The organism is Mesorhizobium sp. GW821-FHT07A06, from assembly GCF_059419085.1.
In genome coordinates, this window is sequence record NZ_JBWKRC010000004.1 from 546,528 (window position 1) to 572,059 (window position 25,532).

General features: G+C 64.0%; 19 protein-coding genes. 14 read left to right on the plus strand and 5 right to left on the minus strand.

The features are described 5' to 3' along the window. The first annotated feature begins 2 nt into the window (after window positions 1-2). Together flhB and AC07SZ_RS16940 are read left to right on the plus strand one after the other, a co-directional pair. On the plus strand, window positions 3-1,085 hold the full coding sequence (gene flhB, locus AC07SZ_RS16935) for a flagellar biosynthesis protein FlhB (RefSeq protein WP_056578221.1): 1,083 nt from the start codon (window positions 3-5) through the stop codon (window positions 1,083-1,085). Next, the gene (locus AC07SZ_RS16940; protein ID WP_056578219.1) at window positions 1,082-1,516 is read left to right on the plus strand and encodes a BspJ family T4SS effector nucleomodulin; all 435 of its coding nucleotides are present in this window, start codon (window positions 1,082-1,084) and stop codon (window positions 1,514-1,516) included. Before flhB ends, AC07SZ_RS16940 begins: the two co-directional genes overlap by 4 nt. Window positions 1,517-1,631: 115 nt before the next feature. On the opposite strand, the gene AC07SZ_RS16945 is transcribed toward AC07SZ_RS16940, so the two are convergent. The 4 genes from AC07SZ_RS16945 to AC07SZ_RS16960 form a co-directional block, all read right to left on the minus strand. Next, window positions 1,632-2,402: a response regulator transcription factor gene (locus tag AC07SZ_RS16945; protein WP_056578217.1), complete on the minus strand. Its 771-nt coding sequence runs from the start codon at window positions 2,400-2,402 to the stop codon at window positions 1,632-1,634. Then, on the minus strand, window positions 2,399-3,109 hold the full coding sequence (locus AC07SZ_RS16950) for a helix-turn-helix transcriptional regulator (protein ID WP_065005772.1): 711 nt from the start codon (window positions 3,107-3,109) through the stop codon (window positions 2,399-2,401). Before AC07SZ_RS16950 ends, AC07SZ_RS16945 begins: the two co-directional genes overlap by 4 nt. 447 nt (window positions 3,110-3,556) lie before the next feature. Next, complete coding sequence (locus AC07SZ_RS16955) at window positions 3,557-4,588, minus strand: histone deacetylase family protein (protein WP_056578213.1); 1,032 nt, start codon at window positions 4,586-4,588, stop codon at window positions 3,557-3,559. 23 nt (window positions 4,589-4,611) lie between these two features. Beyond that, window positions 4,612-5,265: a TetR/AcrR family transcriptional regulator gene (locus AC07SZ_RS16960; RefSeq protein ID WP_056578210.1), complete on the minus strand. Its 654-nt coding sequence runs from the start codon at window positions 5,263-5,265 to the stop codon at window positions 4,612-4,614. Window positions 5,266-5,523: 258 nt separating this feature from the next. Here AC07SZ_RS16960 and AC07SZ_RS16965 point away from each other — a divergent pair, with 258 nt between their 5' ends. From AC07SZ_RS16965 to AC07SZ_RS17000, 8 genes are all read left to right on the plus strand, one after another. After that, a complete protein-coding gene (locus tag AC07SZ_RS16965) occupies window positions 5,524-7,203 on the plus strand; it encodes an amidohydrolase (protein ID WP_056578208.1) in 1,680 nt (559 codons plus the stop codon). Between the two features lie 138 nt (window positions 7,204-7,341). Further along, window positions 7,342-8,436, plus strand: a complete 1,095-nt coding sequence (locus AC07SZ_RS16970; RefSeq protein WP_056578206.1) for an ABC transporter ATP-binding protein — start codon at window positions 7,342-7,344, stop codon at window positions 8,434-8,436. Then, a complete protein-coding gene (locus AC07SZ_RS16975) occupies window positions 8,436-9,356 on the plus strand; it encodes an ABC transporter permease (RefSeq protein ID WP_056578204.1) in 921 nt (306 codons plus the stop codon). The genes AC07SZ_RS16970 and AC07SZ_RS16975 overlap by 1 nt, the downstream gene beginning before the upstream one ends. Next, window positions 9,349-10,149 carry an ABC transporter permease gene (locus AC07SZ_RS16980; RefSeq protein ID WP_056578203.1) on the plus strand — a complete coding sequence of 267 codons (801 nt, stop codon included), beginning with the start codon at window positions 9,349-9,351 and terminating at the stop codon, window positions 10,147-10,149. Before AC07SZ_RS16975 ends, AC07SZ_RS16980 begins: the two co-directional genes overlap by 8 nt. A 22-nt stretch (window positions 10,150-10,171) precedes the next feature. After that, entirely contained in the window at window positions 10,172-11,206 is a 1,035-nt protein-coding gene (locus tag AC07SZ_RS16985) for an ABC transporter substrate-binding protein (protein ID WP_056578200.1), read from the plus strand. A gap of 62 nt (window positions 11,207-11,268) precedes the next feature. Next, complete coding sequence (locus AC07SZ_RS16990; RefSeq protein WP_494915161.1) at window positions 11,269-12,465, plus strand: serine hydrolase domain-containing protein; 1,197 nt, start codon at window positions 11,269-11,271, stop codon at window positions 12,463-12,465. Window positions 12,466-12,498: 33 nt separating this feature from the next. Further along, a complete protein-coding gene (locus AC07SZ_RS16995; RefSeq protein WP_494915162.1) occupies window positions 12,499-13,680 on the plus strand; it encodes a serine hydrolase domain-containing protein in 1,182 nt (393 codons plus the stop codon). A 329-nt stretch (window positions 13,681-14,009) separates the two neighbouring features. After that, the gene (locus AC07SZ_RS17000) at window positions 14,010-16,328 is read left to right on the plus strand and encodes a Tex family protein (RefSeq protein WP_494915164.1); all 2,319 of its coding nucleotides are present in this window, start codon (window positions 14,010-14,012) and stop codon (window positions 16,326-16,328) included. Here the strand turns inward: AC07SZ_RS17000 and AC07SZ_RS17005 are convergent, their stop codons facing one another. Then, entirely contained in the window at window positions 16,329-17,240 is a 912-nt protein-coding gene (locus tag AC07SZ_RS17005) for a LysR family transcriptional regulator (protein WP_494915166.1), read from the minus strand. A gap of 157 nt (window positions 17,241-17,397) precedes the next feature. Here AC07SZ_RS17005 and AC07SZ_RS17010 point away from each other — a divergent pair, with 157 nt between their 5' ends. The 4 genes from AC07SZ_RS17010 (at window position 17,398) to AC07SZ_RS17025 (ending at window position 25,375) form a co-directional block, all read left to right on the plus strand. Continuing rightward, window positions 17,398-18,594, plus strand: a complete 1,197-nt coding sequence (locus tag AC07SZ_RS17010; RefSeq protein ID WP_494915168.1) for an acyl-CoA dehydrogenase — start codon at window positions 17,398-17,400, stop codon at window positions 18,592-18,594. A 115-nt stretch (window positions 18,595-18,709) separates the two neighbouring features. After that, window positions 18,710-22,069, plus strand: a complete 3,360-nt coding sequence (locus AC07SZ_RS17015; protein ID WP_494915170.1) for a transglutaminase family protein — start codon at window positions 18,710-18,712, stop codon at window positions 22,067-22,069. Between the two features lie 6 nt (window positions 22,070-22,075). Beyond that, window positions 22,076-24,487: a circularly permuted type 2 ATP-grasp protein gene (locus AC07SZ_RS17020; RefSeq protein ID WP_494915172.1), complete on the plus strand. Its 2,412-nt coding sequence runs from the start codon at window positions 22,076-22,078 to the stop codon at window positions 24,485-24,487. Between the two features lie 3 nt (window positions 24,488-24,490). Further along, the gene (locus AC07SZ_RS17025) at window positions 24,491-25,375 is read left to right on the plus strand and encodes a transglutaminase family protein (protein WP_494915173.1); all 885 of its coding nucleotides are present in this window, start codon (window positions 24,491-24,493) and stop codon (window positions 25,373-25,375) included. The last annotated feature ends 157 nt before the right edge of the window (window positions 25,376-25,532 follow it).

Sequence of the window (25,532 nt, forward strand, 5' to 3'; positions counted from 1 at the left end):
GCATGTCCGACGCCACCGACAAGGACTCGAAAACCGAGGAGGCGACGGAGAAGAAGATCCGCGACACCATCGAACAGGGCAAGCTGCCCCATTCGAGGGAAACCGCGATCCTGGCCTCCTTCGTCGCCATACTGGTTTTCACCGTCTTCTATGCCAAGGACGCGATCATCGATCTAGGCATGTTCCTGTCGATGTTCCTCGAGAAGCCCGAAGCCTGGCCAATGGACACCGAGACCGACGTCATCGAGCTCTACAAGATTGTCATGATGGAAGTGGGCCGAGCCATCCTCAGCCTGCTGGTGCTTTTGACCGTCGCCGGTATCGGTGCCTCGGTGCTCCAGAACATGCCGCAATTCGTCGGCGAGCGAATCAGGCCGCAGCTTTCGCGCATTTCGATCACCAAGGGCTGGAACCGTATGTTCGGTGCCCAGGGCTGGGTCGAGTTCCTGAAATCCCTGGCAAAGGTCGGCTTCGCCATCGCCGTGCTCACCTTCACACTGTCGGAGGATCACCGCAAGCTGCTCGCCGGGATGATCACCAATCCAGTCGCCTTCGGTCTCGTCATCCGCGGCATCGCGGTCGACATACTGGTGGCGATCGTCTTCGTCATGGGACTGATCGCGGCAATCGACATCGTCTGGTCGCGCTTCCACTGGAGGCAGGACCTGCGCATGAGCAAGCAGGAGGTCAAGGACGAATTCAAGCAGTCCGAGGGCGACCCGATCGTCAAGTCCCGGCTGCGCTCGCTGGCGCGCGATCGCGCGCGCAAGCGGATGATGACAGCGGTGCCGCGCGCGACGCTGATCATCGCCAACCCGACCCACTTCTCGATCGCGCTGAAATATGTGCGCGACGAGGATGCGGCACCGCTCGTGGTGGCCAAGGGGCAGGATCTGGTGGCGCTGAAAATCCGCGAGATCGCGAAGGAGCACAACATTCCGATCTTCGAGGACGTGACGCTCGCCCGCTCCATGTACAAGCAAGTTTCGGTCGATAATGTGATCCCGTCGCAATTCTACCAGGCCGTCGCCGAACTGGTGCGGATCGTCTACTCGAAAAAGGCTGAGCGCAGACAGATTTCATGAACCGCCAACCGCACGCAAAATCCCGCGAGATCATCGTCGCCAACGCCATCGAGCAGGTGGTTGGCGAATTGCGGCTGATCGATGTCGCCGACTATATCGCCTTCATCCGGCTGGAGCATTTCGCGTGCCTGTCGGACCTGGTCGATTCAGCGGTGGAACTGTTCTTCATGCCCGGCACGCTCAGGCTCGGCCACGGTGGCGAGGCGCATGTCGACTGGAGCGGCGGCCCGCGCATCGTGCTCGATCTGGAGTTGCGGCCGCCTGGGGTGACCGTCTATTTCCAGCTGACGCTGAGCGAGGCCGGTAACTCTGTGGTGGTCAATTACGTGTCGTTCGAAAAGCCTGGCGAGGATCCCGAGCACAATACGGCGCTGCTGGAAGCGGTGATCGAACAGGCCCGCATCCGCAAGGTGGAGCCCATGGCTTTCTGAGGGCTGTCGCGGGTCAGGTGTGGCGGGCCTGCAAAATGGCGGTCCCCCGCGTTTCGGGTGCTCACATACCCAAGCCTACGCTCCGCTCCGGCTCTCGCGCCTCATCGTTTCATTACTACTCAATCAGACCGAGCCGCAGCGCCTTGGCGACCGCCTGGTTGCGGTTGACGGCGTTGAGCTTCTGGGTCGACTGGGTCAGATACTGATTGGCTGTGTGCACGGACAGCTTCAGGAGCCGCGCGATCTCCTCGCTGGTGTTGCCGTTGGCGGTCAGCTTCAGGCACTCCAACTCGCGCTTTGAGATGGCACGCATCCTGCCGGTGTCACCTGGACGGATGCGGGCGACCGCGGCGAACAGGGAAAAGCAGCGGGCGTGGATCTCGTAGAGTGCATCCTGCGGCAGCGCGATCTCCGACCCCAGGAAGACGACAAGGCCGCACTGACCGCGATCGGCATGGACGGGAAAGGCGATGCCGCTGGTGCCGGGCGCCAGCGGTGCCATCTGCTCGGTCCAGGCGAGGTTGCCGAACGTCTCGGTCATCGCGGCGACGCCATCATCCGTCCACCAGCGTGGCTCCGTCGAGTTGTGGGTGTGGCGCACGATCTCCTCGCCATTGGCGCCCGAGATAAACTTCGTCGCCACGGCAATGCCGGGATAGTCGGAATCGAAACACGGGACCAGCCGTGCGCGTTCCGGCGACGGGCTGACGAAGAACAGGCCGAAGGCCGAGGCGTTGATGTCGACCGCGATCCACCGGCAGCGGCGGACGGCATCGGGAATGGTGACGGCGTGATGTGTTTCGGAGCCGAGCGAGAAGGCGCCGAAGGGGCTGCGCTGATCGTTGAAGATCGCCTCCGCGGCGTCCTTGATGTCGGCCTGTTTCAAATGATGCCACTCCTGATCGCCGTGGCGATGGCCATCGCACGGTTGCTGGCCGCGAATTTCTGGATGGCGTGGGTGATGTAGCTGTTGACGGTGTTGGAGGAGACGCCAAGGATGACCGCCACTTCATCGGTGGTCTTGCCTTCCGAAACCCAGAACAGGCATTCGCGCTCACGATCCGACAGTGGATCCTGCATGGCGGCGGCGGCGATCAACTGCGGAATATGCGAGAGCGCGTAGCAGCATTTCAATTGCGCCTTCATCAGCGCCGGCTGGTCGATCTGGCCGGTCGTCGCCGCCGAGAACAGGGCAAACAGGCGCTGGCGGCCGACATTCAGCCTGAGCGAATAGATCTCGGCATGGCCGAGCACGTCCAGGAGACGGGCCTCTTCGCCGGAGACCAGCCCGCCGACGTCTGGCGCCTCCGCCGCCACCAGCGGTCTGGGCCGGATGCCGGGCGCGACGGTAAGCGCGCCTTGGGCAAGGCCGGCGATCAGCCGCTTGCCGATCAGTTCGATGGCGTCGAAGATCCAATTGGAGGAGACGATGCGCGCGTCGTTGCGGTCCTGGTCGTGGACGATGGCAACCAGCATGTAGCTGTCGGCGCCGATCTCGGCGGTCAACTCCATGAAGAAGCTGGTCAGATCACCGCGCGACGCCAGGCGCGAGCCCAAAGTGTCGGATTGAAGAGGCGCGGCGGGACTGCTCATCTGTTGCTTTTGGCCGGAATCGTTTCTGATGTCCGGATGCTGGAGAGCCAGCCGCCGAACCCGAAAACGCGTTACTTTTACGAGACACACACGAGGCGCGGGGTCGCGCCCAACCAGACGGAATCCATTCAGGGAACGCGAAGCCGTCCGCGTCTGGCGCCGGAAGATTCCGGAACGTGAGACTTTGGGTGGTCGCCGCGCCCCCCGAGGACCGGCTGATTCGGGTCTAATCTACCCGCAGATGAATCTGACATCAAACGCGATTTGACAAAATCGAATCCGATGGACTCAGGCGCGACTCAGGAAGCCATTTTCGCTAATTTCGAGGGTGTGAAAATGCCGGGACTGCGCAAGCCGGCCATATCGGCCAGATACATAGAGGGCGGCTGACGCCGCCCTTCGCTTTGTCCTTTTCTCCTAAAGGGCTGCCGCTTTCAGGCGGTAGGCTTACCGATCCTCGAAACCGGTCAGTACGCCGACGGCATTGATGCCGATCTCCTCGACGGCATAGCCGCCTTCCTGGACGAACAGCGTCGGCAGGCCGAGCTTTGCGATGCGGCGGCCGATCTTGGGATAGTCGGCGCTCTTCAGCTTGAACTGGCTGATCGGGTCCTTCTCGAAGGTGTCGACGCCAAGTGAGACGACGACGATGTCGGGCGCGTAGGCGGCGAGCCTGGCGCAGGCATCCTCCAGCGAGGCGTTCCATGCGTCCCAGTTGGTGCCGAACGGCATGGGATAGTTGATGTTGAAGCCTTCGCCGGCGCCCGCGCCGCGTTCGTCGGCATGGCCGAGGAAGAATGGATATTCGACCATCGGGTCGCCATGCAGGTTGAGGACCTGCACGTCGGCGCGGTCGTAGAAGATCTCCTGCGTGCCGTTGCCATGGTGGTAGTCAACGTCGAGGATGGAGACGCGGGCTGCGCCCTGGTCGAGGAACCATTGAGCGGCGACGGCGGCGTTGTTGATGTAGCAATAGCCGCCCATGAAGCCGGCGCCGGCATGGTGGCCGGGCGGGCGGCAGAGCGCGAAGGCCGACCTTTCGCCGCCCTTGACCAGGCCGGCCGCGGTCAGCGCCACGTCGTAGGAGGACTTGATCGCCGCCCATGTGCCTTCGACGAAGGTGGCGCCGCCGTCGAACGAATAGTATCCGAGCAGGGCGTCGATGCGCTTTGGCGGCACGTCGCCGCGCAGGCCGCGCGTCGGCCAGGTGAACGGCATCGCCGAACCCTGGAAGCCGGATTCCACCCATTGCGGCCAGACCGTCGGCAGGAAGTCGATGTAGTCAGCCCTGTGGACGCGCTTGGCGGCGGCAAGGTCGTGCTCGAGCGGCAGGACGATCGGACCGAGCTTCTCGCTTTCAACCCGCGCCTTGATGAATTCGGCCCGCGAGGGCTTTTCGAAACCCGGCACGATGGCCGATGTGACCAGTTCCATCTGGCCGGCATGGCCGGCATGAAGCGGCGAATAGACAGTCTTCATGAAATTCCTCTCGAAATGCGAAATCAGTCCAGGTTGAGATAGGGGTTCACCAGAGCCAGCCACATGGCTTCGACGTCGTCCTCGATGAGGTCGAATGTCCTGCGGTCTCTCTTCAGTCCGACCAGCCGGCAGGCATGCCCGACCTCCATCATCACCAGGCCGAGCCGTTTGGCGATCTTGTCCTCGAGAGCCGGATTCACATGCCGCAGCCAGGCGGCGTAAAGCGCGACGATCTGCTCGTCATATTCGTCCTGGATAGGCCTGAGATCGGCGTTGCCTGAAATGGCCTCGATCACCGGCATCAGCGTCGCGTTCTCGAGATAGATACTGGACGTGTCGATGAAGAGCTTGCGCACTTCGCGCCGGAATTCCTCGCGATTGGTGGGCCGCGGGACCTTGATGCGCTTCTCGATCACCTGGGGAAAGGAGGACAGCCAGCGCCGGGCGAGGTCCAGAAGAATGGCTTCCTTGTTGGGAAAGTATTGATAGACCGAACCGACCGACAGGCCCGCTCGCTGCGCTATGGCGAGCGTTGTCGGCGTCCTGGTTCCTTGCTCTCGCGTCAAGATCAGCGCCGCGTCGAGAATCCGGTCGACAACCTTGCTCGACCGTTGCTGCCGCGGCTGCTTGCGCGGCTCGAGCGCTATCCTGGTCTTGCGGTCGAGACTGCGCTTCACTGCTCGATGCCCTCGTTCCCCGCCTGGTCCCAACACAGGCGCGGGGTGCTGTCCACAATACATTCTAAATTCCGCATGTTGACAAACGCGAATAATCAGTCGCATTCTTTATCCACGCTGTCCCAAGGGATAACAAGGGGAATTTCGAAGGCAGCGGACTGGCATCGTTTTTTGTTCCGTGGCGCCGCTCAGGTGGGTGGCCGGTCGTTGAGCGCAGGGTTGTCGGTCTCAGTCGGTCATCAAGAGCGCGGAGTCGCGATGTCTGTCACGGGTGCGGGTCGCAATGCGGATCTGATCGTCATCAACGGTCGTGTGCTGACCATGGACGACGACAATCCCGCAGCCGAGGCCGTGGCCGTCAAGGACGGCGCCATCATCGCCATCGGCAGCCGTGCTGTGATCGAAGAATTCAAGGGATCGACCACCAAGGTGATCGACGCCAAGGGCGGTTCGGTCCTGCCCGGTTTCATCGAAGCCCACATGCATCTGTTCTCGGGAGGCGCCGAACTCGCGCATCTTCAGCTTGGCGGTGTCCACGGCTTCGAGGCGCTGCAGAAGGCGATCCGCGACTATGCATCGACAAAGCCCAATGCCCCGATGCTGGTCGGGCAGGGTGTCGACTATACGGTGCTCGGCAGCGAGCGGGTGACGCGCCACCATCTCGACGCCATTCTGCCCGATCGCCCGTTCTGCATGGCTGCGCCCGATCATCATACGATGTGGGCCAACACCAAGGCGCTGGAGATGGCCGGCATCCTGCATGGACGCGCGCTTGGTCCGGGCAATGAGATCGTCATGGGCGATGATGGCCTGGCGGCGGGCGAATTGCGCGAGGGCGAGGCCTTCGGGCCGGTGCTCGATCTTGCCGGCGAGGGCCGGGTGCGGCTGGGGCTGGCCACTGGCGGTGAGCCGGATCCGATGCCCTCGGCCGCCGAACGCGCCGCCGACCGCGACATCATGCGGCGCGGCCTCGCCTGGTGCGCGCGCCACGGCATCACCTCCATCCAGAACATGGACGGCAATCTTTACCAGCTCGAACTGCTGGCCGAGATCGACGCCGAGGAGGGCTTGCCTTGCCGCGTGCAGATCCCCTTCCACTACAAGAATTTCATGACGCTCGACATGCTCGACAAGGCGTCCGCCATGGCCGAGCGCTACAGCAGCGAGTGGCTGTCGTCGGGCATGGTCAAGGTGTTCTATGACGGCGTGCTCGATTCCTGGACGGCCGTCATGGTCGAGCCCTACGCCGACCGTCCGGACTGGGTTGGCGAGCCGCTGTTCACGCCGCGGCAATTCATCGATCTGGCCGTCGCCGTCGACAGGCGCGGGCTGCAGATCGCCGTCCACTCGATCGGCGATGGCGCGGTGCGTGCGGTGCTCGACGGCTACGAGGCGGCGCGGAAGGCCAATGGCAAGCGCGACAGCCGTCACCGCGTCGAACACATCGAGGTTACCACCACGGCTGACGTGCCGCGGTTTGCCGAACTCGGCGTCATCGCCTCGATGCAGCCGCCGCATCCGCCCGGCGCGATGGATTTCCCGCTGGAGCCGACCGTGTCTCGCATCGGGCCGGCCCGCTGGCCGCTGAGCTATGCCTGGCGAACCCTGAAGAACGCCGGCGCGCACGTCGTCTTCGCCTCGGATTGGCCGGTGTCGCCGATCGACCCGATCCTGGGCATTCAGGCGGCAGTGATGCGCAAACCGTGGGCAGACAGCGATCCGGACCAGAGTTTTTCGCTGCGGGAATCGATCGCCGCCTACACGGTCGAGGGCGCCTATGCCGAATTCGCAGAGCATCGCAAAGGTGCGCTGAAATCAGGCTATATGGCCGATCTGGTGGTTCTGTCTGATGACATCGAGAAAACGGCGCCGGCCGACCTGCACAAGGTGCGCCCGGTGACGACGATCTGCGGTGGCAAGATCACCTATCAGGCCTGACATGGCATGAGGCTTGCTGGCTAAAGACGGACTGAACTGTGATTCAATGCCGGGCTTGCCAACCTACCGGCCGTGTGGTCACATCGAACAGGGGAACAGCTCCGCCGGCAAGAGCGGGGTCAACAGTGAGGCGTAATCGTGCCGGACAAACCGGATCGGAATGCGATTGAAGTTGTAGACGTCAGCAAAATTTTCGGATCGGGTGAGGGGCAGGTGGCTGCCCTCGACAAGGTCTCGGTTTCCATTCGCGAGAACGAGTTCTTCACGCTGCTGGGACCGTCCGGCTGCGGCAAGACCACCCTTTTGCGGCTGATTGCCGGCTTCGACTTTCCAACCGCCGGCGAGATCCTGCTCTACGGTCAGGACATCGCGCCGCTGCCGCCGTTCAAGCGGCCGGTCAACACCGTCTTCCAGTCCTATGCGCTGTTCCCGCACATGACCGTGGCCGACAATATCGGCTTCGGCCTGGAGATGCTCGGCAAGCCCAAGGCCGAGATCAAGGCGCGCGTCGCCGAGATGCTCAAGCTGGTCAAGATGGAAGCGCTGGCGGGCCGTCGCACGGCCCAGATTTCCGGTGGCCAGCAGCAGCGCGTGGCACTGGCACGGGCGCTCGCGCCGCAGCCGAAAGTGCTGTTGCTCGACGAACCGCTCTCCGCGCTCGACTACAAGCTGCGCAAGGAGATGCAGATCGAGTTGAAGCGGCTGCAGCACGAGACCGGCATCACCTTCATCTTCGTCACCCATGATCAGGAAGAAGCGCTGACCATGTCGGACCGCATCGCGGTGATGTCGTCGGGCAAGATCCTGCAGGTCGGCTCGCCCTGGGACATATACGACAAGCCTGCGGAACGCTTCGTGGCCGACTTCATCGGCGAAACCAATTTCCTCACCGCCGCCATATCGGGCGCCGGCAATGGCAAGGCACGCGCGACGCTCAAGTCCGGCACGACCATCGAGGCCACCGTTGCCGAAGGGTTCCAGCCGAAGGACAACGCCACCGTGGTGGTGCGGCCCGAGCACGCCAAGCTCACCAAGGACAAGGGCGACCTGTCGGGCACGGTCGAAAACATCGTCTATTTCGGCACCGACACGCATATCCACGTCCAGCTCGACAGCGGCGATCCCTTCACCGTGCGCCAGCAGAACACGCGCAGCGCCGGCTGCGGTTTCGAGCGCGGCGACAAGGTCGGCATCCTGATCGGCAACGACGCCGCGCAAGTGCTGAGGGACTGATGGCCACCGCGGAAGAAGTCGCCAAGGCCGCCGAACGGCGTGATGTCCGTGACCGCTGGCTTTTGTCGGCGCCGGCGCTGCTGGTCATCCTGCTCGCCGCCACCGGCCCGTTGCTGATCGTTCTCGTCTATTCGTTCCTGACGCCCGGCGCCTATGGCGACGTGAAATGGCAGTTCTCGTCCGACGCCTGGACATCGGTGTTCCTGGAACGCGATATTTTCGACGACACGCTTTCACTGGCCGCGGCGCATGTCACCATCTTCTGGCGCTCGATCAAGCTTGCCATAGTGACGACACTGGCGACCTTGGCGCTCGGGTTCCCGACCGCCTATTTCATGGCGACGCGCAGCGAAAAGACTAGGGATCTCTGGCTGTTCCTGATCACCATCCCGTTCTGGACCAACTTGCTGATCCGTACCTTCGCCGTGCTGCAGATCATCCGCAACGAAGGCATCATCAACACCATTCTTTTGAAGCTCGGCATCATCTCGGCGCCGATCCAGATCCTCTACACCGACACGGCGATCCTGATCGGCATGGCGTATGTCTACCTGCCGCTGATGGTGCTGCCGATCTACGCCAGCATGGAGAAGCTCGACTTTCGCCTCGTCGAGGCGGGCTATGATCTCTACGCGACACGCTTCAAGGTGCTCCGGAAGATCATTTTTCCGCTGGTCAAACCCGGCGTCATCGCCGGCTCCATCCTTGTCTTCATTCCAGCCCTCGGCGCTTATGTGACGCCGAGCGTGCTTGGCGGCGGCAAGAACATGATGCTGTCCAACCTGATCGAATTGCAGTTCGGGCAGGGTCGCAACTGGCCGCTTGGCTCGGCGCTTTCGATCACGGTGATGATCATCGTCATGGTGGCGCTGCTGGCCTATGTGCGCAATGCCGGCAAGTCGGGGGTGCGTCATGGCTAGCAACTTCTCCATCAAGCACCAGCCGGGCTTCACCGCGATCGCGGCGACATGTTTCGTCGTGCTCTACCTGCCGATCGTGGTGCTGGTGATCTATGCCTTCAACGCTGCCACCTCGACCTCAGAATGGGGCGGCTTCTCGCTGAAGTGGTTCCAGTCGGCGTACCAGAACACGCAGGTCATCGATGCAACGCTGCGCTCGTTCCAGATCGGCGCCATCGCGGCGGTGCTGTCGACGATCTTCGCCACCATGGCGGCGCTCGCCACCACGCGCACCGCCTCCTATCCCGGCCTTACCTTCAAATACGCGGCGATCAACCAGCCGCTGATGGTGCCCGAGATCGTCACTGGTGTGGCGCTGCTGATCTTCTTCTCGCGCATCAAGATATTCACCGGCTATTCCGGCATCGGCTACCTGGTCGCCGCGCATACGGCGTTCTGCATTCCGTTCGCCTATCTGCCGATCCGGGCGCGGCTGGAGAACATGGACCTGACGCTGGAGCGTGCCGCGGCCGATCTCTACGCAACGCCGTGGAAGACCTTCCGCCGCATCACGCTGCCGCTTTTGTGGCCGGGCATACTGGCCGGCCTGATGCTGGCCTTCGTCATCTCGCTCGACGACGTCGTCATCACCGAGTTCGTCAAATCGGGCGGCCAGGACACGCTGCCCACTTACATGCTCGGCCAGATCCGCCGCGGCATCACACCCGAGATCAACGCGATATCGACCGCTTTCCTGCTGCTTTCGGTCGCGATCGTCACGTTGTTTTTCTTTGTCAGCAGGAAACGAGACTGAACCTGAAATGGGAGTTAGAACGATGAACTGGAAGACCACAGCGACCGCCATGGGGTTGGCGCTGCTCGCTTCGACGGGCCTCGCCCACGCCGATGGCGTGCTCAACATCTACAATTGGGGCAACTACACCAGCCCCGACGTGATCAAGAAGTTCGAGGACAAATACAACATCAAGGTGACCATCACCGACTACGATTCCAATGACACCGCGCTCGCCAAGGTCCGGCAGGGCGGCACCGGTTTCGACATCGCCGTGCCCTCGCAGACCTACGTGCCGATCTGGATCAAGGAAGGTCTCGTGCTCGAGACCGATCCGGGCAAGATGGAGAATTTCAAGAACGTCGCTCCGGAATGGGCCAATCCTGAGTTCGATCCGGGCCGCAAATATTCCGTGCCATGGGCCTGGGGCACGATCGGCGTCGTCGTCAACACCGATGCCTACAAGGGGCCGGCCAACACGTGGGGTATCGTCTTCAACACGCCCGACGAGCTGAAGGGCAAGGTCAACGTCGTTCCCGAGATGGGTGACGTGATCTTCGCGGCGATCAAATATGTCGGCGGCGAGCAGTGCACGGACGACAAGGCGGTGCTGAAGAAGGTGCGCGACCTCCTGGTGGCGGCCAAGCCGAACTGGATCGCGATGGAATACAACACCATCGAGAAGATGGGCGCCGGCGACTTCAAGGCCACCAGCGACTGGAACGGCTCGGCATTGCGCCAGCGTCTGGCCAACCCGGCCATCCACTACAACTATCCAAAGGAAGGCTTTGGCCTGTGGAGCGACAACGTCGTCGTTCTCAAGGAAGCCAAGAACGTCGAGAACGCCAAGCTGTTCCAGAACTTCATCATGGACCCGGAAAACGCGGCGGGCCTCTCGGCCTTCCACCGCTATGCCAACGCCATCACCGGCTCGGACAAGTACATGCCGGCAGACATGAAGGATGCGCCCGAAGTCGTCATTCCGGCCGACGCCAAGCCGCATGGCGAGTTCCAGAAGATGTGCGCTCCCGAAACGCAGGAACTCTATACCAAGATCTGGACCGAACTGCAGAAGTAATCGCTGCATGAGAGACCCGGCGGTACCCGCCGGGTCTTTTTCTTTTCCGGGAATAGCCTTTCATGGACTCCTATCGCAACAGCGATCCGCGGCCGCCGATCATGCAGGGCTCGCCGCCCGCCATGGTGCCGCCGAAGCTCGACTGGGACCGGCCGCCATGGAACCGCTGGGCGTTCCAGCACATCCGCGAAATCTTGCCGACCGCCGAAGTCTGGCGCGGTAATGGCCATCGCCATCGTCTCGAACGCGCCGAGGTCGATCTCGACGGGCTGGCGGTCGAGGACAGCGAGGGCAAGCCGACAACGCTCGCCGGGCTGCTCGACGAGACCTATACGGACGGCTTCCTGGTGCTCAAGCACGGCAAGGTCGCCTATGAGCGCTATTTCAACGGCATGGACGAGCGCACGCTGCATCTGTCGCAGTCGATGGCCAAGTCCGTCACTGGCGCGGTGTTCGGCATACTGGCCGGACGCGGCCTGATCGACCCGGCCAGGCCGGTGACCGACTATTTGCCCGAACTCGGCGCCACCGGCTGGGCCGAGGCCAGCGTCCAGCATGTGCTCGACATGACGACGGGCGTGCGTTTTTCCGAGGAATACACCGACCGCTATTCCGATATCGGCCAGGTCGATGTCGCCACCGGCTGGAAGCCGGTGCCGTCAGGCAGCGATCCGGATTTCCGATGGCCCTCGCACATGTTCGAGCTTATCCTGGGCCTGAGGGACACGGTCCGCCCGCATGGCGCCGCATTTGAATACCGCTCCATCGAGACCGACGTGCTCGCCTTCATCATGGAGCGCGTGACCGGCAAGCGGCTGGCGCAGCTGGTTTCGGAAGAACTCTGGCAAAAGCTCGGTGCCGATGAAAGCGCCTGCTTCACCGTCGACAGCGCCGGCTATGCGCTCGCCGATGGCGGCTTCAACGCGACGCTGCGCGACTATGCCCGCTTCGGCCAGATGATCCTCGAAAATGGCGGCGGCATCGTGCCGGCCGGCTGGATCGAGACGACACGCAATGGCAAGCACGGGCCGGATTTCTCCGCCAGCCTGCCGGAAGGCAGCTATCGCAACCAGTTCTGGATCGAGGATCCCGGCTCGCGCGCACTGATGTGCCGGGGCGTGTTCGGGCAAATGATCCATATGGACTGGAACACAGGAATGGTCGTGGTGAAGCTTTCGACCTGGCCGGATTTCAGCAATCTCGCCTATTCCACGGCGACGCTGAAGGCCGTGCACGCCATCGCCGCCGCACTGCTCTGAACCCCTACAAGAAACGACCTGGAAGGAAACGCCATGACCGGCAAGACCGCGTTCGAGACCCGCTACGGCTTTCCCCGCAACGAGGTGCTGCTTTCCAACTGGCGCGTGAATCCGTTCAATCGATGGTCGTTCCAGAATCTGGGCGAACTGGTGCCGACAGCGCGCGTGGCCGCGGCGTCGGGCGGTGCCGAGGCACCCGCGCGCGATTTCGGTGGCTTGCTCGGTGAAAAGGTTTCGGTTGCCAGCGCTCCGGAGACGGTGGCGGACTTTCTCGTGCGCTCCAGCACCGATGCGCTGACGGTGATGAAGGGCGGCAAGGTGATCGGCGACTGGTTCGCGCCGCATATGGATTTCGGCGCCCGCCATATCATCTTCTCGATCAGCAAGTCGGTGACCGCCATTATCGCCGGCATATTGGAAGGCGAGGGCGTGTTCGATCCGGAAGCGCCGGTGACGACCTACATCCCCGAAGCCGCCGGCTCGGCCTATGGCGATGCGAGTTGCCGGCATGTGCTCGACATGAGCGTCAGCCTCGATTTCGAGGAAGCCTATCTCGATCCGGAAAGCGCTTTCGCCCGCTACCGGCGCGCCACGTTGTGGAATCCGGGCGGCGGCACGGAAAGCCTGCGCGAATTCATCCTGACCCTGCAGCGGCTGGCCGAGCCGCATGGCCAGACCTTCCGTTATCGCTCGCCCAATTCAGACCTGCTCGGCCTGTTGCTGGAACGGGCTTCCGGCCAGCGCTTCCCCGACTTGATGCGCGAGAAGCTGTGGCTGCCGCTTGGCGCCGTCAGCGAAGCCTCGATCGGCGTCGACATGGAAGGCACGGCGCGCACCGCCGGCGGTATTTCGGTGACGCCGCGCGACCTGGCGCGCGTCGGCGAAATGATGCGGCAAGGGGGCACCGCCAATGGTCGCCGCATCGTGTCCGAGACCTGGGTGCGCGACACGACAAGCACCGGCGGCAGTACGGAAGCCTGGCAGCGCGGCGCGATGCTGCCGCTGTTCCCCAAGGGCCGTTACCGCAACAAATGGTACCAGACCGGACATGAGAATGGTGCCTATTGCGGCATCGGCATCCATGGCCAGTGGCTTTATATCGATCCCAGGACCGAAGTGGTGATCTCCAAGATGTCGTCGCAACCGGAGCCGGTCGATGACTCGCTTGATCTCGAGATCGTCGCCTTCTTCGAAGCGCTGAGCCGGATGATTTGAGTTGGGATGGTGAGCCGGTTTATCAAACGGCAGCGCCGCCCCTCACCGCCCTGCCGGGCACTTCTCCCCGTATAGCGACGGGGAGAAAGGCTGGCCGCAATGTCGGCTCGCTTCTTGCGGCGTTGGTGATTGGCGCAGCCAATGACACAGCGCCCTCTCCCCGTCACTATACGGGAGAGGATGCCGGCAGGCAGGTGAGGGGCAGCGCCGGCTTTCGACAGCAGATATGCTTTCCTGTGGACCGGCCGCGACGGTTGAAAGCGTCGCGGTTGGCGAGGTCGGCATCTGCGCCTATGGTCGCCGCTCTTTTCGACGAGAGTGGGAATGACATGGCATCCGACATCAAGCGCATCGCAGCCATCATCGCGGCCGAGATCGCTGCCCGGCCCGAACAGGCGGCCGCGGCGATCGAACTGCTGGACGAGGGCGCGACGGTGCCGTTCGTGGCACGTTACCGCAAGGAAGTGACCGGCGGGCTTGACGACACGCAATTGCGCGACCTTGCCGAGCGGCTCGCCTATCTGCGTGAGCTCGACGCCCGCCGCGACACCATCCTTGGCTCGATCCGCGAACAGGGCAAGCTGACGCAGGAGCTTGAGACCAAGATCGCCGCCGCCGCTACCAAGGCGGAGCTGGAGGACATCTATCTGCCCTACAAGCCCAAGCGCCGCACCAAGGCCGAGATCGCCAGGGAGCGCGGGCTGGGGCCGCTGGCGGAGGCCATTCTTGCCGACCGTTCCCTGGTGCCCGCCGAACTGGCGGTGGCCTATGTCACCGAGGAGGTGGCCGATACCAAGGCAGCCCTTGAGGGCGCCCGCGACATCCTTTCTGAACAATTCGCCGAGAATGCCGATCTGGTCGGCAAGCTGCGCAGCTACATGAAGGAACGCGCTTTCATGCGGGCGCGGGTTGTCGACGGCAAGCAGGAGGCTGGCGCGAAATTCTCGGACTATTTCGATCATGTCGAGCGCTGGGCAAATGTGCCGAGCCACCGGGCGCTGGCCATGTTGCGCGGCCGCAACGAAGAGGTGCTGTCGCTCGACATCGAGGTCGACGCCGACGACACCTCGCCGGTGAAGCCGGTCGAGCGGATGATCGCCAACGCCTATGCCATCGGCGCCAGCCTGCCGGGCGACCGCTGGCTGATGGATGTGGCCGGCTGGACCTGGCGGATAAAACTGTCGCTGCACCTGACGCTGGACCTGATGCGCGATCTGCGCGAACGGGCCGAGGAAGAGGCGATCCATGTCTTCGCCCGCAATCTGAAGGATCTGCTGCTGGCCGCGCCCGCCGGTTCGCGGCCGACGATGGGGCTCGATCCCGGCATCCGCACCGGCGTCAAGGTGGCCGTGGTCGACGGTACCGGCAAGCTGGTGGCGACCACGACGGTCTATCCGTTCCCGCCGAAGAACGACGTTCGCGGCACGCAGGCGGAACTCGCCAAACTCATCCGCCTGCACAAGGTCGAGCTGATTTCGATCGGCAACGGCACCGGCAGCCGCGAGACCGAGAAGCTGGTGGCGGACATGCTGTCCGATATGCCCTCCGACGGCGGACCCAAGCCGCTCAAGGTCATCGTCAGCGAGGCGGGCGCCTCGGTCTACTCGGCGTCGGCAGCGGCGGCGGCGGAATTCCCCGGTCTGGACGTATCGTTGCGCGGCGCGGTGTCGATCGCGCGGCGCTTGCAGGATCCGCTCGCCGAACTGGTCAAGATCGAACCCAAGTCGATCGGCGTCGGCCAGTATCAGCATGACGTCGACCAGTATAGGCTCGGCCGTTCGCTGGAGGCGGTGGTCGAGGACGCGGTCAACGCCGTCGGCGTCGATCTCAACACCGCTTCGGCGCCTTTGCTGGCGCGCGTTTCGGGCCTTGGCGCGTCGCTTGCCGACGCCATCGTCGCGCATCGCGACGCGACTGGTCCCTTCGCCAGCCGCAAGGACCTTCTCAAGGTGCCACGGCTTGGGCCGCGCGCGTTCGAGCAATCCGCCGGCTTTCTGCGCATTGCCAATGGCAGCGAGCCGCTCGATGCCTCGTCGGTCCACCCGGAAGCCTATGGGGTGGCGAAGAAGATCGTCGCCGCCTGCGGCCGTGATGTGCGTTCGCTGATGGGCGACAGCGCCGCGCTCAAGGCGCTCGACCCGCGCGTCTTCGTCGACGAGCGTTTCGGCCTGCCGACGGTCCGCGACATCCTGGCCGAGCTGGAAAAGCCTGGACGCGACCCGCGCCCCGGCTTCAAGACAGCGACCTTTGCCGACGGCATTGATGACATCAAGGACCTGAAGCCAGGCATGCTGCTGGAAGGCACCGTCACCAATGTCGCGGCCTTCGGCGCCTTTGTCGATATCGGGGTGCACCAGGACGGCCTGGTGCACGTCTCGCAACTGGCCGACCGTTTCATCAAGGATGCGCATGAGGTGGTCAAGGCGGGCGACGTGGTGAAGGTGCGCGTCGTCGATGTCGATATCAAGCGCAAGCGCATCGCGCTTTCCATGCGCAAGGACGGCGGTGAGGCGTCAAAAGGTGGGCCCCGCGACAATGGCGGCGGCAGGCCGGCGCCACGTGGCCCGGCACCGCAACGCCAGCCGGAGCGGCCGGCCCAGCAGGGCGCGTTTGGTGCCGCGTTGGCGGATGCGCTGAAGCGGAAGTAGCTACCACGCCAGGACGGCCGGCTCCTTCTCAACCTGGCTCAGCAGCCAGTCGCGAAAACTGGCGACCGGGGGATGGCCGCGTTTGTCGTGCGGGACGACGAGATAATAGGCGCTGCGGCTTTGCATGGGCTGGCCGGGCGCCGGCACAAGCTGGCCGCGCTGCAATTCGCCTGCGATGAGGAGTAGCGGCAGGAGCGCGACGCCAAGCCCTTCCATGCAGGCCTGGGCGGCGGTGCCGAACTGCTCGAACTGCATGCCGGGCCCGGTCGGCGCGCTCAGGCCCTGATGCTCGAACCATTCGGTCCAGGCACCGGGGCGCGTTGCCATATGCAGCAAGGGCAGGCGGCCGATGTCAGCCGGCGTGGCGATGGCGCGGCCGGCTAGGAATTCGGGCGACACCACCGGCGACACCGTTTCGCGCACCAGGAGGGTCGAGTCGGCGTCCGGCCAATCGGGCAGGCCATAGTGGATGGCGGCGTCCAGCCTCTCCCTGGCGAAGTCGAAACGGCCGACGCGGGTGACGAAGTTGATGGTGATGTCGGGGTTGTTCTCGACGAAATCGGGGATCATCGGCATCAGCCAGCGGGTGCCGAAAGTCGGCAATATGGCAAGGTTCAAGATGCCACTATGCCGATTGCTCATCAATCCAAGGGCGGCGTCGCGCAACTGACCAAGCGCTGAACGTACCGCTTCGGCATAGATTTCGCCTGCCGTGGACAGCCGGACATTGCGGCTGTCGCGCTCGAACAGCCGGCGGCCAAACTGACCCTCCAACAGCTTGATTTGGCGGCTTACCGCGCCTTGGGTCAGGTCCAGCTCCTGGGCCGCGGCGGTAAAAGACCCAAGCCGAGCCACCGCTTCGAAGGCGGCGAGGGCGCTGATGTTGGGCAGGAGGCGGCGCTGGACACTCATCATCCATTCCTAACGCTCATTGATCGGTGAAGCAATTTCGTTTGATTTTTTCAGGCCCCGGGTCGATAAGCCGGGCCAAGATTTTGCTGCACGCATGCCGTTGTTGCCAAGGATCCAGAGATCCTTCGCCGGCATTCATCGAGTCCGGGAGAGAGCCATGGCCGCCGATAAGAATGCCTTCGTCTGGGAAGATCCGTTCCTGATCGAGGACCAGCTTTCAGAAGATGAGCGCATGGTGCGCGATGGTGCCGCGGCCTTCGCCGCCGACAAGCTCGCGCCGCGCATCGAGGACGCGTATCTCAACGAGACCTTCGACACCGCGATCTTTCGCGAGATGGGCGATGCCGGCCTGCTCGGCATCAACATCCCGGAAGAGTTCGGCGGGCTCGGCGCCAACTATGTGACCTACGGGCTGGTCGCGCGGGAAGTCGAACGCGTCGATTCCGGCTATCGCTCGATGATGTCGGTGCAGTCGTCGCTGGTGATGTATCCGATCTACGCCTATGGCTCGGACGAACAGCGCAAGAGGTACCTGCCCAAGCTCGCCAGCGGCGAGTGGATCGGCTGCTTCGGCCTGACCGAGCCTGATGCCGGCTCCGATCCGGGCGGCATGAAGACGCGCGCCGAGAAGACCGCCAAAGGCTACAAGCTCTCCGGCTCCAAGATGTGGATTTCCAACGCGCCGGTCGCCGACGTGTTCGTCGTCTGGGCGAAGCTGAAGGGTGAGAACGGCAAGGACGAGATCCGCGGCTTCGTGCTGGAGAAGGGCATGAAGGGGCTTTCGGCGCCGAAGATCGGCGGCAAGCTGTCGCTGCGGGCGTCGATCACCGGCGAGGTGGTGATGGAAGGCGTCGAGGTCGGCGAGGACGCGCTGCTGCCCAACGCCAAGGGCCTGGGCGGCCCGTTCGGTTGCCTCAACCGGGCTCGCTACGGCATCTCCTGGGGCTCGATGGGGGCGGCGGAAGATTGCTGGCATCGCGCCCGCCAGTATGGCCTTGACCGCAAGCAGTTCGGCAAGCCGCTGGCCGGCACGCAGCTTTACCAGAAGAAGCTCGCCGACATGCAGACCGAGATCGCGCTCGGGCTGCAGGCATCCTTGCGCGTCGGACGGCTGCTCGACGAAGGCAAGATGGCGCCGGAGATGATCTCGATCGTCAAGCGCAACAATTGCGGCAAGGCGCTCGACATCGCCCGCCAGGCCCGCGACATGCATGGCGGCAACGGCATCCAGATCGGCTACCACGTCATGCGCCACGCGCAGAACCTGGAGACCGTCAACACCTATGAGGGCACGCACGACGTGCACGCGCTGATCCTGGGGCGGGCCCAGACGGGGATGCAGGCGTTCTTTTGAGCGACTTTAAGCCGGCAACCGGTTCTTTAATTTAGGTGCAGCGCAACATCCGCTTGGAGAATGGCGGCCAGATGTGTCAGGGTTCGGCTGAATAAACGCCGTTCTCCGGGGTCCCATGGCAATTCTGGCAGCCGTCTACCACCTGACCCACTACAAATATGACCGGCCCGTGGTTCTCGGGCCACAGATCGTCAGGCTGCAGCCGGCACCGCATTCCCGCACCAAGGTCTTGAGCCATTCGCTCAAGGTCGAGCCGGCGAACCACTTCGTCAATTTGCAGCAGGATCCCTACGGCAACTTCCTCGCCCGCTTCGTTTTTCCCGAGCCGGTGAGTGAGCTCAAGATCGAGGTCGACCTCGTCGCCGACATGACGGTCTACAATCCGTTCGATTTCTTCGTCGAACCATCGGCCGAGACATTCCCGTTCGAATACCCGGAAGAGATCAGGGACGACCTCGCTATCTACCGGACGCCGGAACCGGCGGGGCCGCTGCTTTCGGCGTTCCTGACAACCATCGACACCAGCGCGAAAAACACCGTCAATTTCCTCGTCGACCTCAACGCCCGGCTGCAGCGCGAGATCGCCTATATCGTGCGCATGGAGACCGGCGTGTTCTCGCCGGAGGAAACATTGGCCGCCGGCAAGGGATCGTGCCGGGATTCAAGCTGGTTGCTGGTGCAGATCCTGCGCAATCTCGGCATCGCCGCGCGCTTCGTGTCGGGCTATCTGATCCAGCTCAAACCCGACCTCATCGCGCTCGATGGGCCGGCCGGCACATCGGTCGACTTCACGGATCTGCACGCCTGGTGCGAGGTCTATCTTCCCGGCGCCGGCTGGATCGGCTTCGACCCGACTTCCGGCCTGCTCACCGGCGAGAGCCATGTGCCGCTTGCCGCGACCCCGCATTTCCGCAATGCGGCCCCCATTTCCGGCATGGCGAGCTTTGCCAATGTCGAATTCGGCTTCGACATGCGGGTCGACCGCATCGCCGAGCATCCGCGCATCACCAAGCCGTTCTCGGATGAAAGCTGGCGGGCGCTCGACGCGCTCGGCAACAAGGTCGACGCAGCACTTGGCGAAGGCGACGTGCGGCTGACGATGGGCGGCGAGCCGACCTTCGTGTCGATCGATGATTTCGAGTCGGCCGAATGGAACACCGCCGCCGTCGGGCCGACCAAGCGCGAAAAGGCCGATGCGCTGATCCGTCGGCTGCGCGAACGTTTCGCGCCGGGCGGCTTCCTCCATTACGGCCAGGGCAAATGGTACCCCGGCGAAAGCCTGCCGCGCTGGACCTTTTCGCTCTACTGGCGTGCCGATGGCGAGCCCGTATGGAGCGACCCGTCGCTGATCGCACGCGAAAAGAGTTCGGCCGATATTGGCCCCAAACAGGCCGAAAGCCTGCTCACCGCCATCGCCGGTGAACTCGGCATCGACACGTCGATGGTCAGCGAAGCTTATGAAGACCCGGCCGAGTGGCTGCTCAAGGAAGGCAAACTGCCGGAGAATGTCGATCCGTCCAATTCCAAGCTGGAAGACCCGGAAGAGCGCAGCCGCATGGCGAAAGTGTTCGAGCGCGGGCTGACCAAACCGTCGGGCTATGTGCTGCCGGTGCAGCGCTGGAACAGCCAGGCGTCCGGGCCGCGCTGGCGCTCGGAAAAATGGAAGACGCGACGCGGGCGGCTGTTCCTGGTGCCTGGCGATTCGCCGGTCGGTTATCGCTTGCCGCTCGGCACGCTGCCTTATGTGCCACCGGCGCAATTCCCCTACATCGTGCCGGTCGATCCGTCGCTGCCGCGCGGAGCGCTGCCCGCGCGTGAAGCCATCTTGCCCCTCGCCGCGCCGGCCGAACTTGAAGGTGCCGACGAGATGGCGCGCCGGCAACAGGCGGCGTCGTTCACCGCCGTCACCGGCCAGCAGGACCGGGTCGAACAGGAGATCACCGAGATAGGCGGCGCGGTGCGCACCGCGCTCTCGGTCGAGCCGCGTGACGGAAGGCTCTGCGTGTTCATGCCGCCGGTTGAAGCACTTGAGGACTATCTCGAACTCGTCGCGGCCGCCGAGAACGCTGCGCGAGCCATCGGTCTTCCCGTCCATATCGAGGGCTATGGCCCGCCGCATGATCCGCGCCTCAACGTCATCCGCGTCGCGCCCGATCCAGGCGTCATCGAGGTCAACATTCATCCGGCTGCCAATTGGCAGGATTGCGTGGCGACGACGACGGCAATCTATGAGGAAGCGCGGCTGACGCGGCTTGGCGCCGACAAATTCATGATCGACGGCCGCCACACCGGCACTGGCGGCGGCAATCATGTCGTCGTCGGCGGCGCGACACCAAACGACAGCCCGTTCCTGCGCCGGCCCGATCTGTTGAAGAGCCTGGTGCTGCAATGGCAGCGGCATCCGTCGCTGTCCTACCTGTTTTCGGGCCTGTTCATCGGCCCGACCAGCCAGGCGCCGCGCTTCGACGAGGCGCGCCACGATTCGCTCTACGAACTCGAAATCGCCATGGCGCAGGTGCCGCATCCCGACCAGGGCGCGGCACCCCTGCCGTGGCTGGTCGACCGGCTGTTCCGCAACCTGTTGACGGACGTGACCGGCAACACGCATCGCTCGGAAATCTGCATCGACAAGCTGTTTTCGCCGGATGGGCCGACCGGACGGCTCGGCCTGGTCGAATTCCGCGGCTTCGAAATGCCGCCCAACGCGCGCATGAGCCTTGCGCAGCAGCTTCTGGTCCGTGCCATCATCGCCCGTGCGTGGAAGAACCCGCTCGACGGCCGTTTCGTGCGCTGGGGCACGTCGCTGCACGACCGCTTCATGCTGCCGCATCATGTCTGGGCTGATTTTCTCGACGTGCTCGACGACCTCAAGCTCAACGGTTTCGAATTCCGGCCTGAATGGTTCGACGCACAGCTCGAATTCCGCTTTCCCTTCTGCGGCGAGGTGCGGCATGCCGGAATCAAGCTGGAACTGCGGCAGGCGCTGGAGCCGTGGCATGTCATGGGCGAGCAGGGCGCGATCGGCGGCACCGTGCGCTTTGTCGATTCCTCGGTCGAACGGCTTCAGGTCAGGACCGAAGGGCTCAATCCGGAACGCCACGCAATCGTCTGCAACGGCCGCATCGTGCCGATGAAGGTGACGGACAATCGCGAGGTGGCGGTGGCGGGCGTGCGCTTCAAGGCCTGGCAGCCGGCGTCCGGCCTGCATCCGGCGCTGCCGGTCAACACGCCGCTGGTGTTCGACATCTACGACCGCTGGTCGGGCAGGGCGGTCGGCGGCTGCGTCTACCATGTCGCGCATCCCGGCGGGCGCAACTACGACACGTTCCCGGTCAATGGCAACGAGGCGGAAGCGCGGCGGCTCGCCCGCTTCGAACCGCGCGGCCACACGCCATCAGGCTATGTGCTGCGCGAGGAACAACCAGCGGAAGATTTCCCGATGACCCTTGACCTTCGGCGTCCACCCAGACTGTGATCGGACATGGCAAAGGGGAATCACAAGAGGGCACGCGGCAAGCCGCAGATCCACAGCCTGCTGGAGCACTACCAGCCGATCGACGGTGTCGTCGACGAAATGGTCGATGCGTCAGGCAATCCCCGTCCGGTGTGGAAGCAGTTCATCGAGGCGCTCGACGAAATAGGGTCTGAAAAGCTCGGCCAGCGTTTCGCCCGCGCCGACCAGTATCTGCGCGATGCCGGCGTCTATTACCGCGTCTACGACAAGGCCGGCGCCAATGAGCGCGAATGGCCGCTGGCGCATGTGCCGTTGCTCATCGAAGACGCCGAATGGGCCGCAATCAGCGCCGGGCTGATCCAGAGGGCCGAGCTGTTCGAGGAAACCATTGCCGATATCCATGGGCGCAACCGGCTGGTCGAAAAAGGCATCCTGCCGGCGGGATTGATCGCGGCCAGCCCCGAATATCTGCGGCCCGTGATCGGTACCACGCCGGCCGGTGGGCATTTCCTGCATTTCTGTGCTTTCGAGCTCGGCCGTGGGCCCGATGGCCGCTGGTGGGTGCTGGGCGACCGCACGCAAGCGCCATCGGGCGCCGGCTTCGCGCTGGAGAACCGCGTCGCCACCACGCGCGCGCTGTCCGACATCTACGGCGAAATGCACGTGCACCGGCTCGCCGGCTTCTTCCGCCGCTTCCGCGATGCGCTGATCGGCATGGCCAGGGAAACCGACGGCCGCGTCGCCATCCTGACGCCGGGGCCGCTCAACGAAACCTACTACGAACACGCCTATATCGCCCGCTACCTCGGCATCATGCTGCTCGAGGGCGAGGATCTCACCGTTTCCGGCGGCAGGCTGATGGTGCGCACCGTTTCCGGCCTGATGCCCATCAGCGTGCTCTGGCGGCGTCTCGACGCCGCCTTCGCCGATCCGCTCGAATTGCGATCGGATTCGCAGATCGGCACGCCGGGGCTGGTCGAAGCGATCCGCCAGGGTGCTGTTGCGACCGTCAACGCGCTGGGCTCGGGCCTGATGGAAACGCGGGCGCTGCTTGCTTTCCTGCCCAAGATCGCACGCGAATTGCGCGGCGAGGAGCTGCTGCTGCCGAGCGTAGCGACCTGGTGGTGCGGGCAGGCGACGGAACGCGCCCATGTGCTAGCCAATATCGACCGCATGGTGGTCGGTCCGGCGCTCTCGACGAGACTTGCCTTCGAGGATGATGGCCAGACCACGCTGGGCTCGACGCTGTCGGCCGGCGAGCGGGCCGAGCTGGTGGCGCGCATCGAACGCGATGGCGGTGCCTTCGTCGGCCAGGAAGCGGTGACGCTGTCGACGACACCGGTCTTTGTCGGCGGCTGGCTGGAGCCGCGGCCGGCGAGCCTGCGCGTTTATCTGGCCCGCACGCCCGAGGGCTGGACGGTGATGCCGGGCGGGTTCGCCCGCGTCGGCCTGTCGCTCGACCCGACCGCGATCGCCATGCAGCGCGGCGGCCAGGCGGCTGACGTCTGGGTGGTCAGCGACAGGCCGGTCGAGCGTGAAACGCTGCTGCCGCAGGAGGGCGACAGCTTCAGCCGCACCCGGCCGGGCAGCCTACCCAGCCGCGCGGCGGAGAACCTGACCTGGCTCGGACGCTATATCGAGCGCTCGGAAGACACGGTGCGCATCCTGCGCGCCTACCATGTGCGACTGGCCGAAACCTCCGATCCGGACATGCCGCTGCTGGCCGATATCAGGGACTATCTCGAACCGTTCGGCATCGACGTCGCGACGGCGATCCCGTTGGGGCTGATCGGAACGCTCGACAGCGCCGTCTACAGCGCCGGACAGATCCGCGACCGCTTCTCGCCCGACGGCTGGCTGGCGCTGAAGGACCTGTCCAAGACCATCCATCAGTTCGCCAAGACGGTGGCGCCGGGCGACGATGCGACACGCGCGATGACCGTCATCCTGCGCAAGCTCGCCGGCTTCTCCGGCTTGCTGCACGAGAACATGTACCGTTTCGCCGGCTGGCGTTTCCTCGAGATCGGCCGGCGGCTGGAGCGCGGCATCCAGATCGCCCGTACGCTGTCCCGGCTGACCGGCGCCAAGGCGCCCGATGGAGCGCTCGACATGATGCTGGAGATCGGCGACAGCGTCATGACCCACCGCCGGCAGTACCCGGTGCAGGCCGGCCGGCGCACGGTGATCGATCTTCTGGCGCTCGACCCACTCAATCCGAGATCCATCCTGTTCCAGCTCGAAAGGCTGAAGGCGGAGATCGGCCTGCTACCGTCGCTTGGCGGCGAGGGGCATATGTCGCCCGCGGCAAAGGAGATCCTGCAGCTCAACACCCAGATCGCCATCAAGGAGCCTTCGGACATGACGGCAAAGGCGCTCGACGAACTCGCCTATGAAATAGGCGGTCTCTACAACAGCCTCGCCAAGGCCTATTTCGGCTAGCGTATGCTCTACGACATCAGGCTCCATCTCCATTACGACTATGCAGCCGCGGCCGGCGGCGGCCGCCATCAGATCCGCGTGCTGCCGTCGACGATACCAGGCGTGCAGCGCGTCATCGCCGCATCCCTGTCCTTCACGCCGGCGCCGAATGAACGGTCGGATTTTTTGGACTTCTTCGGCAACAACGTCACCTCCATCGCCTTTCGCGACGCGCATGACGCGCTCGACATCCGTATGAGCGCGCGCGTTTCGGTGTCGCGGCCCGAACCCGGGCTCGACGTGTCGCCCAATATCGCCCGGCTGAGGCAGGAGCTGGCCGCCGTGCGGTCGCTGGCCCCTGATGCGCCGCACCATTTTCTGGTGGGAAGCGCTCACTCGGGCATCGACGCGGCGATAACCGCCTATGCGGGGGACAGCATTGCCGGCTCGGCCGCCGGTACGGCGATGAGCCTCTGCAATCGCATCCATCGTGACTTCACCTATGACGGCGAAGCGACCACGGTGCGGACCCGGGCCAGCGATGCCTTCAAGCTGAAGCGCGGCGTCTGTCAGGATTTTTCGCACATCATGATCGCCGGCCTGCGCGGGCTCGGCATTCCGGCCGGCTATGTCAGCGGCTTCCTGCGCACCATTCCACCGAAGGGGAAGCCCCGGCTGGAAGGCGCCGATGCCATGCATGCCTGGGTCAAGGTCTGGTGCGGGCGTGACGCCGGCTGGCAGGAGTTCGATCCGACCAACGGCATGCGGGCGAGCAACGACCACATCACCGTCGGCTACGGCCGCGACTATTCGGATGTCGCGCCGATCGTCGGCGTTCTCAAGACCACGGGCGGTCAGGTGGGCGAACAGGCTGTCGACGTCATTCCGGTCGCGCTCGAAAAGGCGTGAATGCGAGCGAAACGCCGAGGCGTCCCGTTGTTGCAATTCTGGATTGTCGAAGGCGACTTCTCAAACATTGAACGGGCCGCTAGAGCGTTTCCTAATTTGGGGGAATCGTAGGATTCCCAAAGTCGGATGTTTGTGATTCAAGATGCTGGCTGGATAG

Excerpts from the sequence above, each read along its gene's own strand:
- AC07SZ_RS16995 (WP_494915162.1), top strand. The coding sequence starts at position 12,499 with ATGACCGGCAAGACCGCGTTCGAGACCCGCTACGGCTTTCCCCGCAAC.
- AC07SZ_RS17005 (WP_494915166.1), bottom strand. The coding sequence starts at position 17,240 with ATGAGTGTCCAGCGCCGCCTCCTGCCCAACATCAGCGCCCTCGCCGCC.
- AC07SZ_RS16955 (WP_056578213.1), bottom strand. The coding sequence starts at position 4,588 with ATGAAGACTGTCTATTCGCCGCTTCATGCCGGCCATGCCGGCCAGATG.
- AC07SZ_RS16950 (WP_065005772.1), bottom strand. The coding sequence starts at position 3,109 with ATGAGCAGTCCCGCCGCGCCTCTTCAATCCGACACTTTGGGCTCGCGC.
- AC07SZ_RS16985 (WP_056578200.1), top strand. The coding sequence starts at position 10,172 with ATGAACTGGAAGACCACAGCGACCGCCATGGGGTTGGCGCTGCTCGCT.
- AC07SZ_RS16940 (WP_056578219.1), top strand. The coding sequence starts at position 1,082 with ATGAACCGCCAACCGCACGCAAAATCCCGCGAGATCATCGTCGCCAAC.
- AC07SZ_RS17000 (WP_494915164.1), top strand. The coding sequence starts at position 14,010 with ATGGCATCCGACATCAAGCGCATCGCAGCCATCATCGCGGCCGAGATC.
- AC07SZ_RS16980 (WP_056578203.1), top strand. The coding sequence starts at position 9,349 with ATGGCTAGCAACTTCTCCATCAAGCACCAGCCGGGCTTCACCGCGATC.
- AC07SZ_RS16975 (WP_056578204.1), top strand. The coding sequence starts at position 8,436 with ATGGCCACCGCGGAAGAAGTCGCCAAGGCCGCCGAACGGCGTGATGTC.
- AC07SZ_RS17015 (WP_494915170.1), top strand. The coding sequence starts at position 18,710 with ATGGCAATTCTGGCAGCCGTCTACCACCTGACCCACTACAAATATGAC.
- AC07SZ_RS16965 (WP_056578208.1), top strand. The coding sequence starts at position 5,524 with ATGTCTGTCACGGGTGCGGGTCGCAATGCGGATCTGATCGTCATCAAC.
- AC07SZ_RS17025 (WP_494915173.1), top strand. The coding sequence starts at position 24,491 with ATGCTCTACGACATCAGGCTCCATCTCCATTACGACTATGCAGCCGCG.
- AC07SZ_RS16990 (WP_494915161.1), top strand. The coding sequence starts at position 11,269 with ATGGACTCCTATCGCAACAGCGATCCGCGGCCGCCGATCATGCAGGGC.
- AC07SZ_RS17010 (WP_494915168.1), top strand. The coding sequence starts at position 17,398 with ATGGCCGCCGATAAGAATGCCTTCGTCTGGGAAGATCCGTTCCTGATC.
- AC07SZ_RS17020 (WP_494915172.1), top strand. The coding sequence starts at position 22,076 with ATGGCAAAGGGGAATCACAAGAGGGCACGCGGCAAGCCGCAGATCCAC.
- flhB (WP_056578221.1), top strand. The coding sequence starts at position 3 with ATGTCCGACGCCACCGACAAGGACTCGAAAACCGAGGAGGCGACGGAG.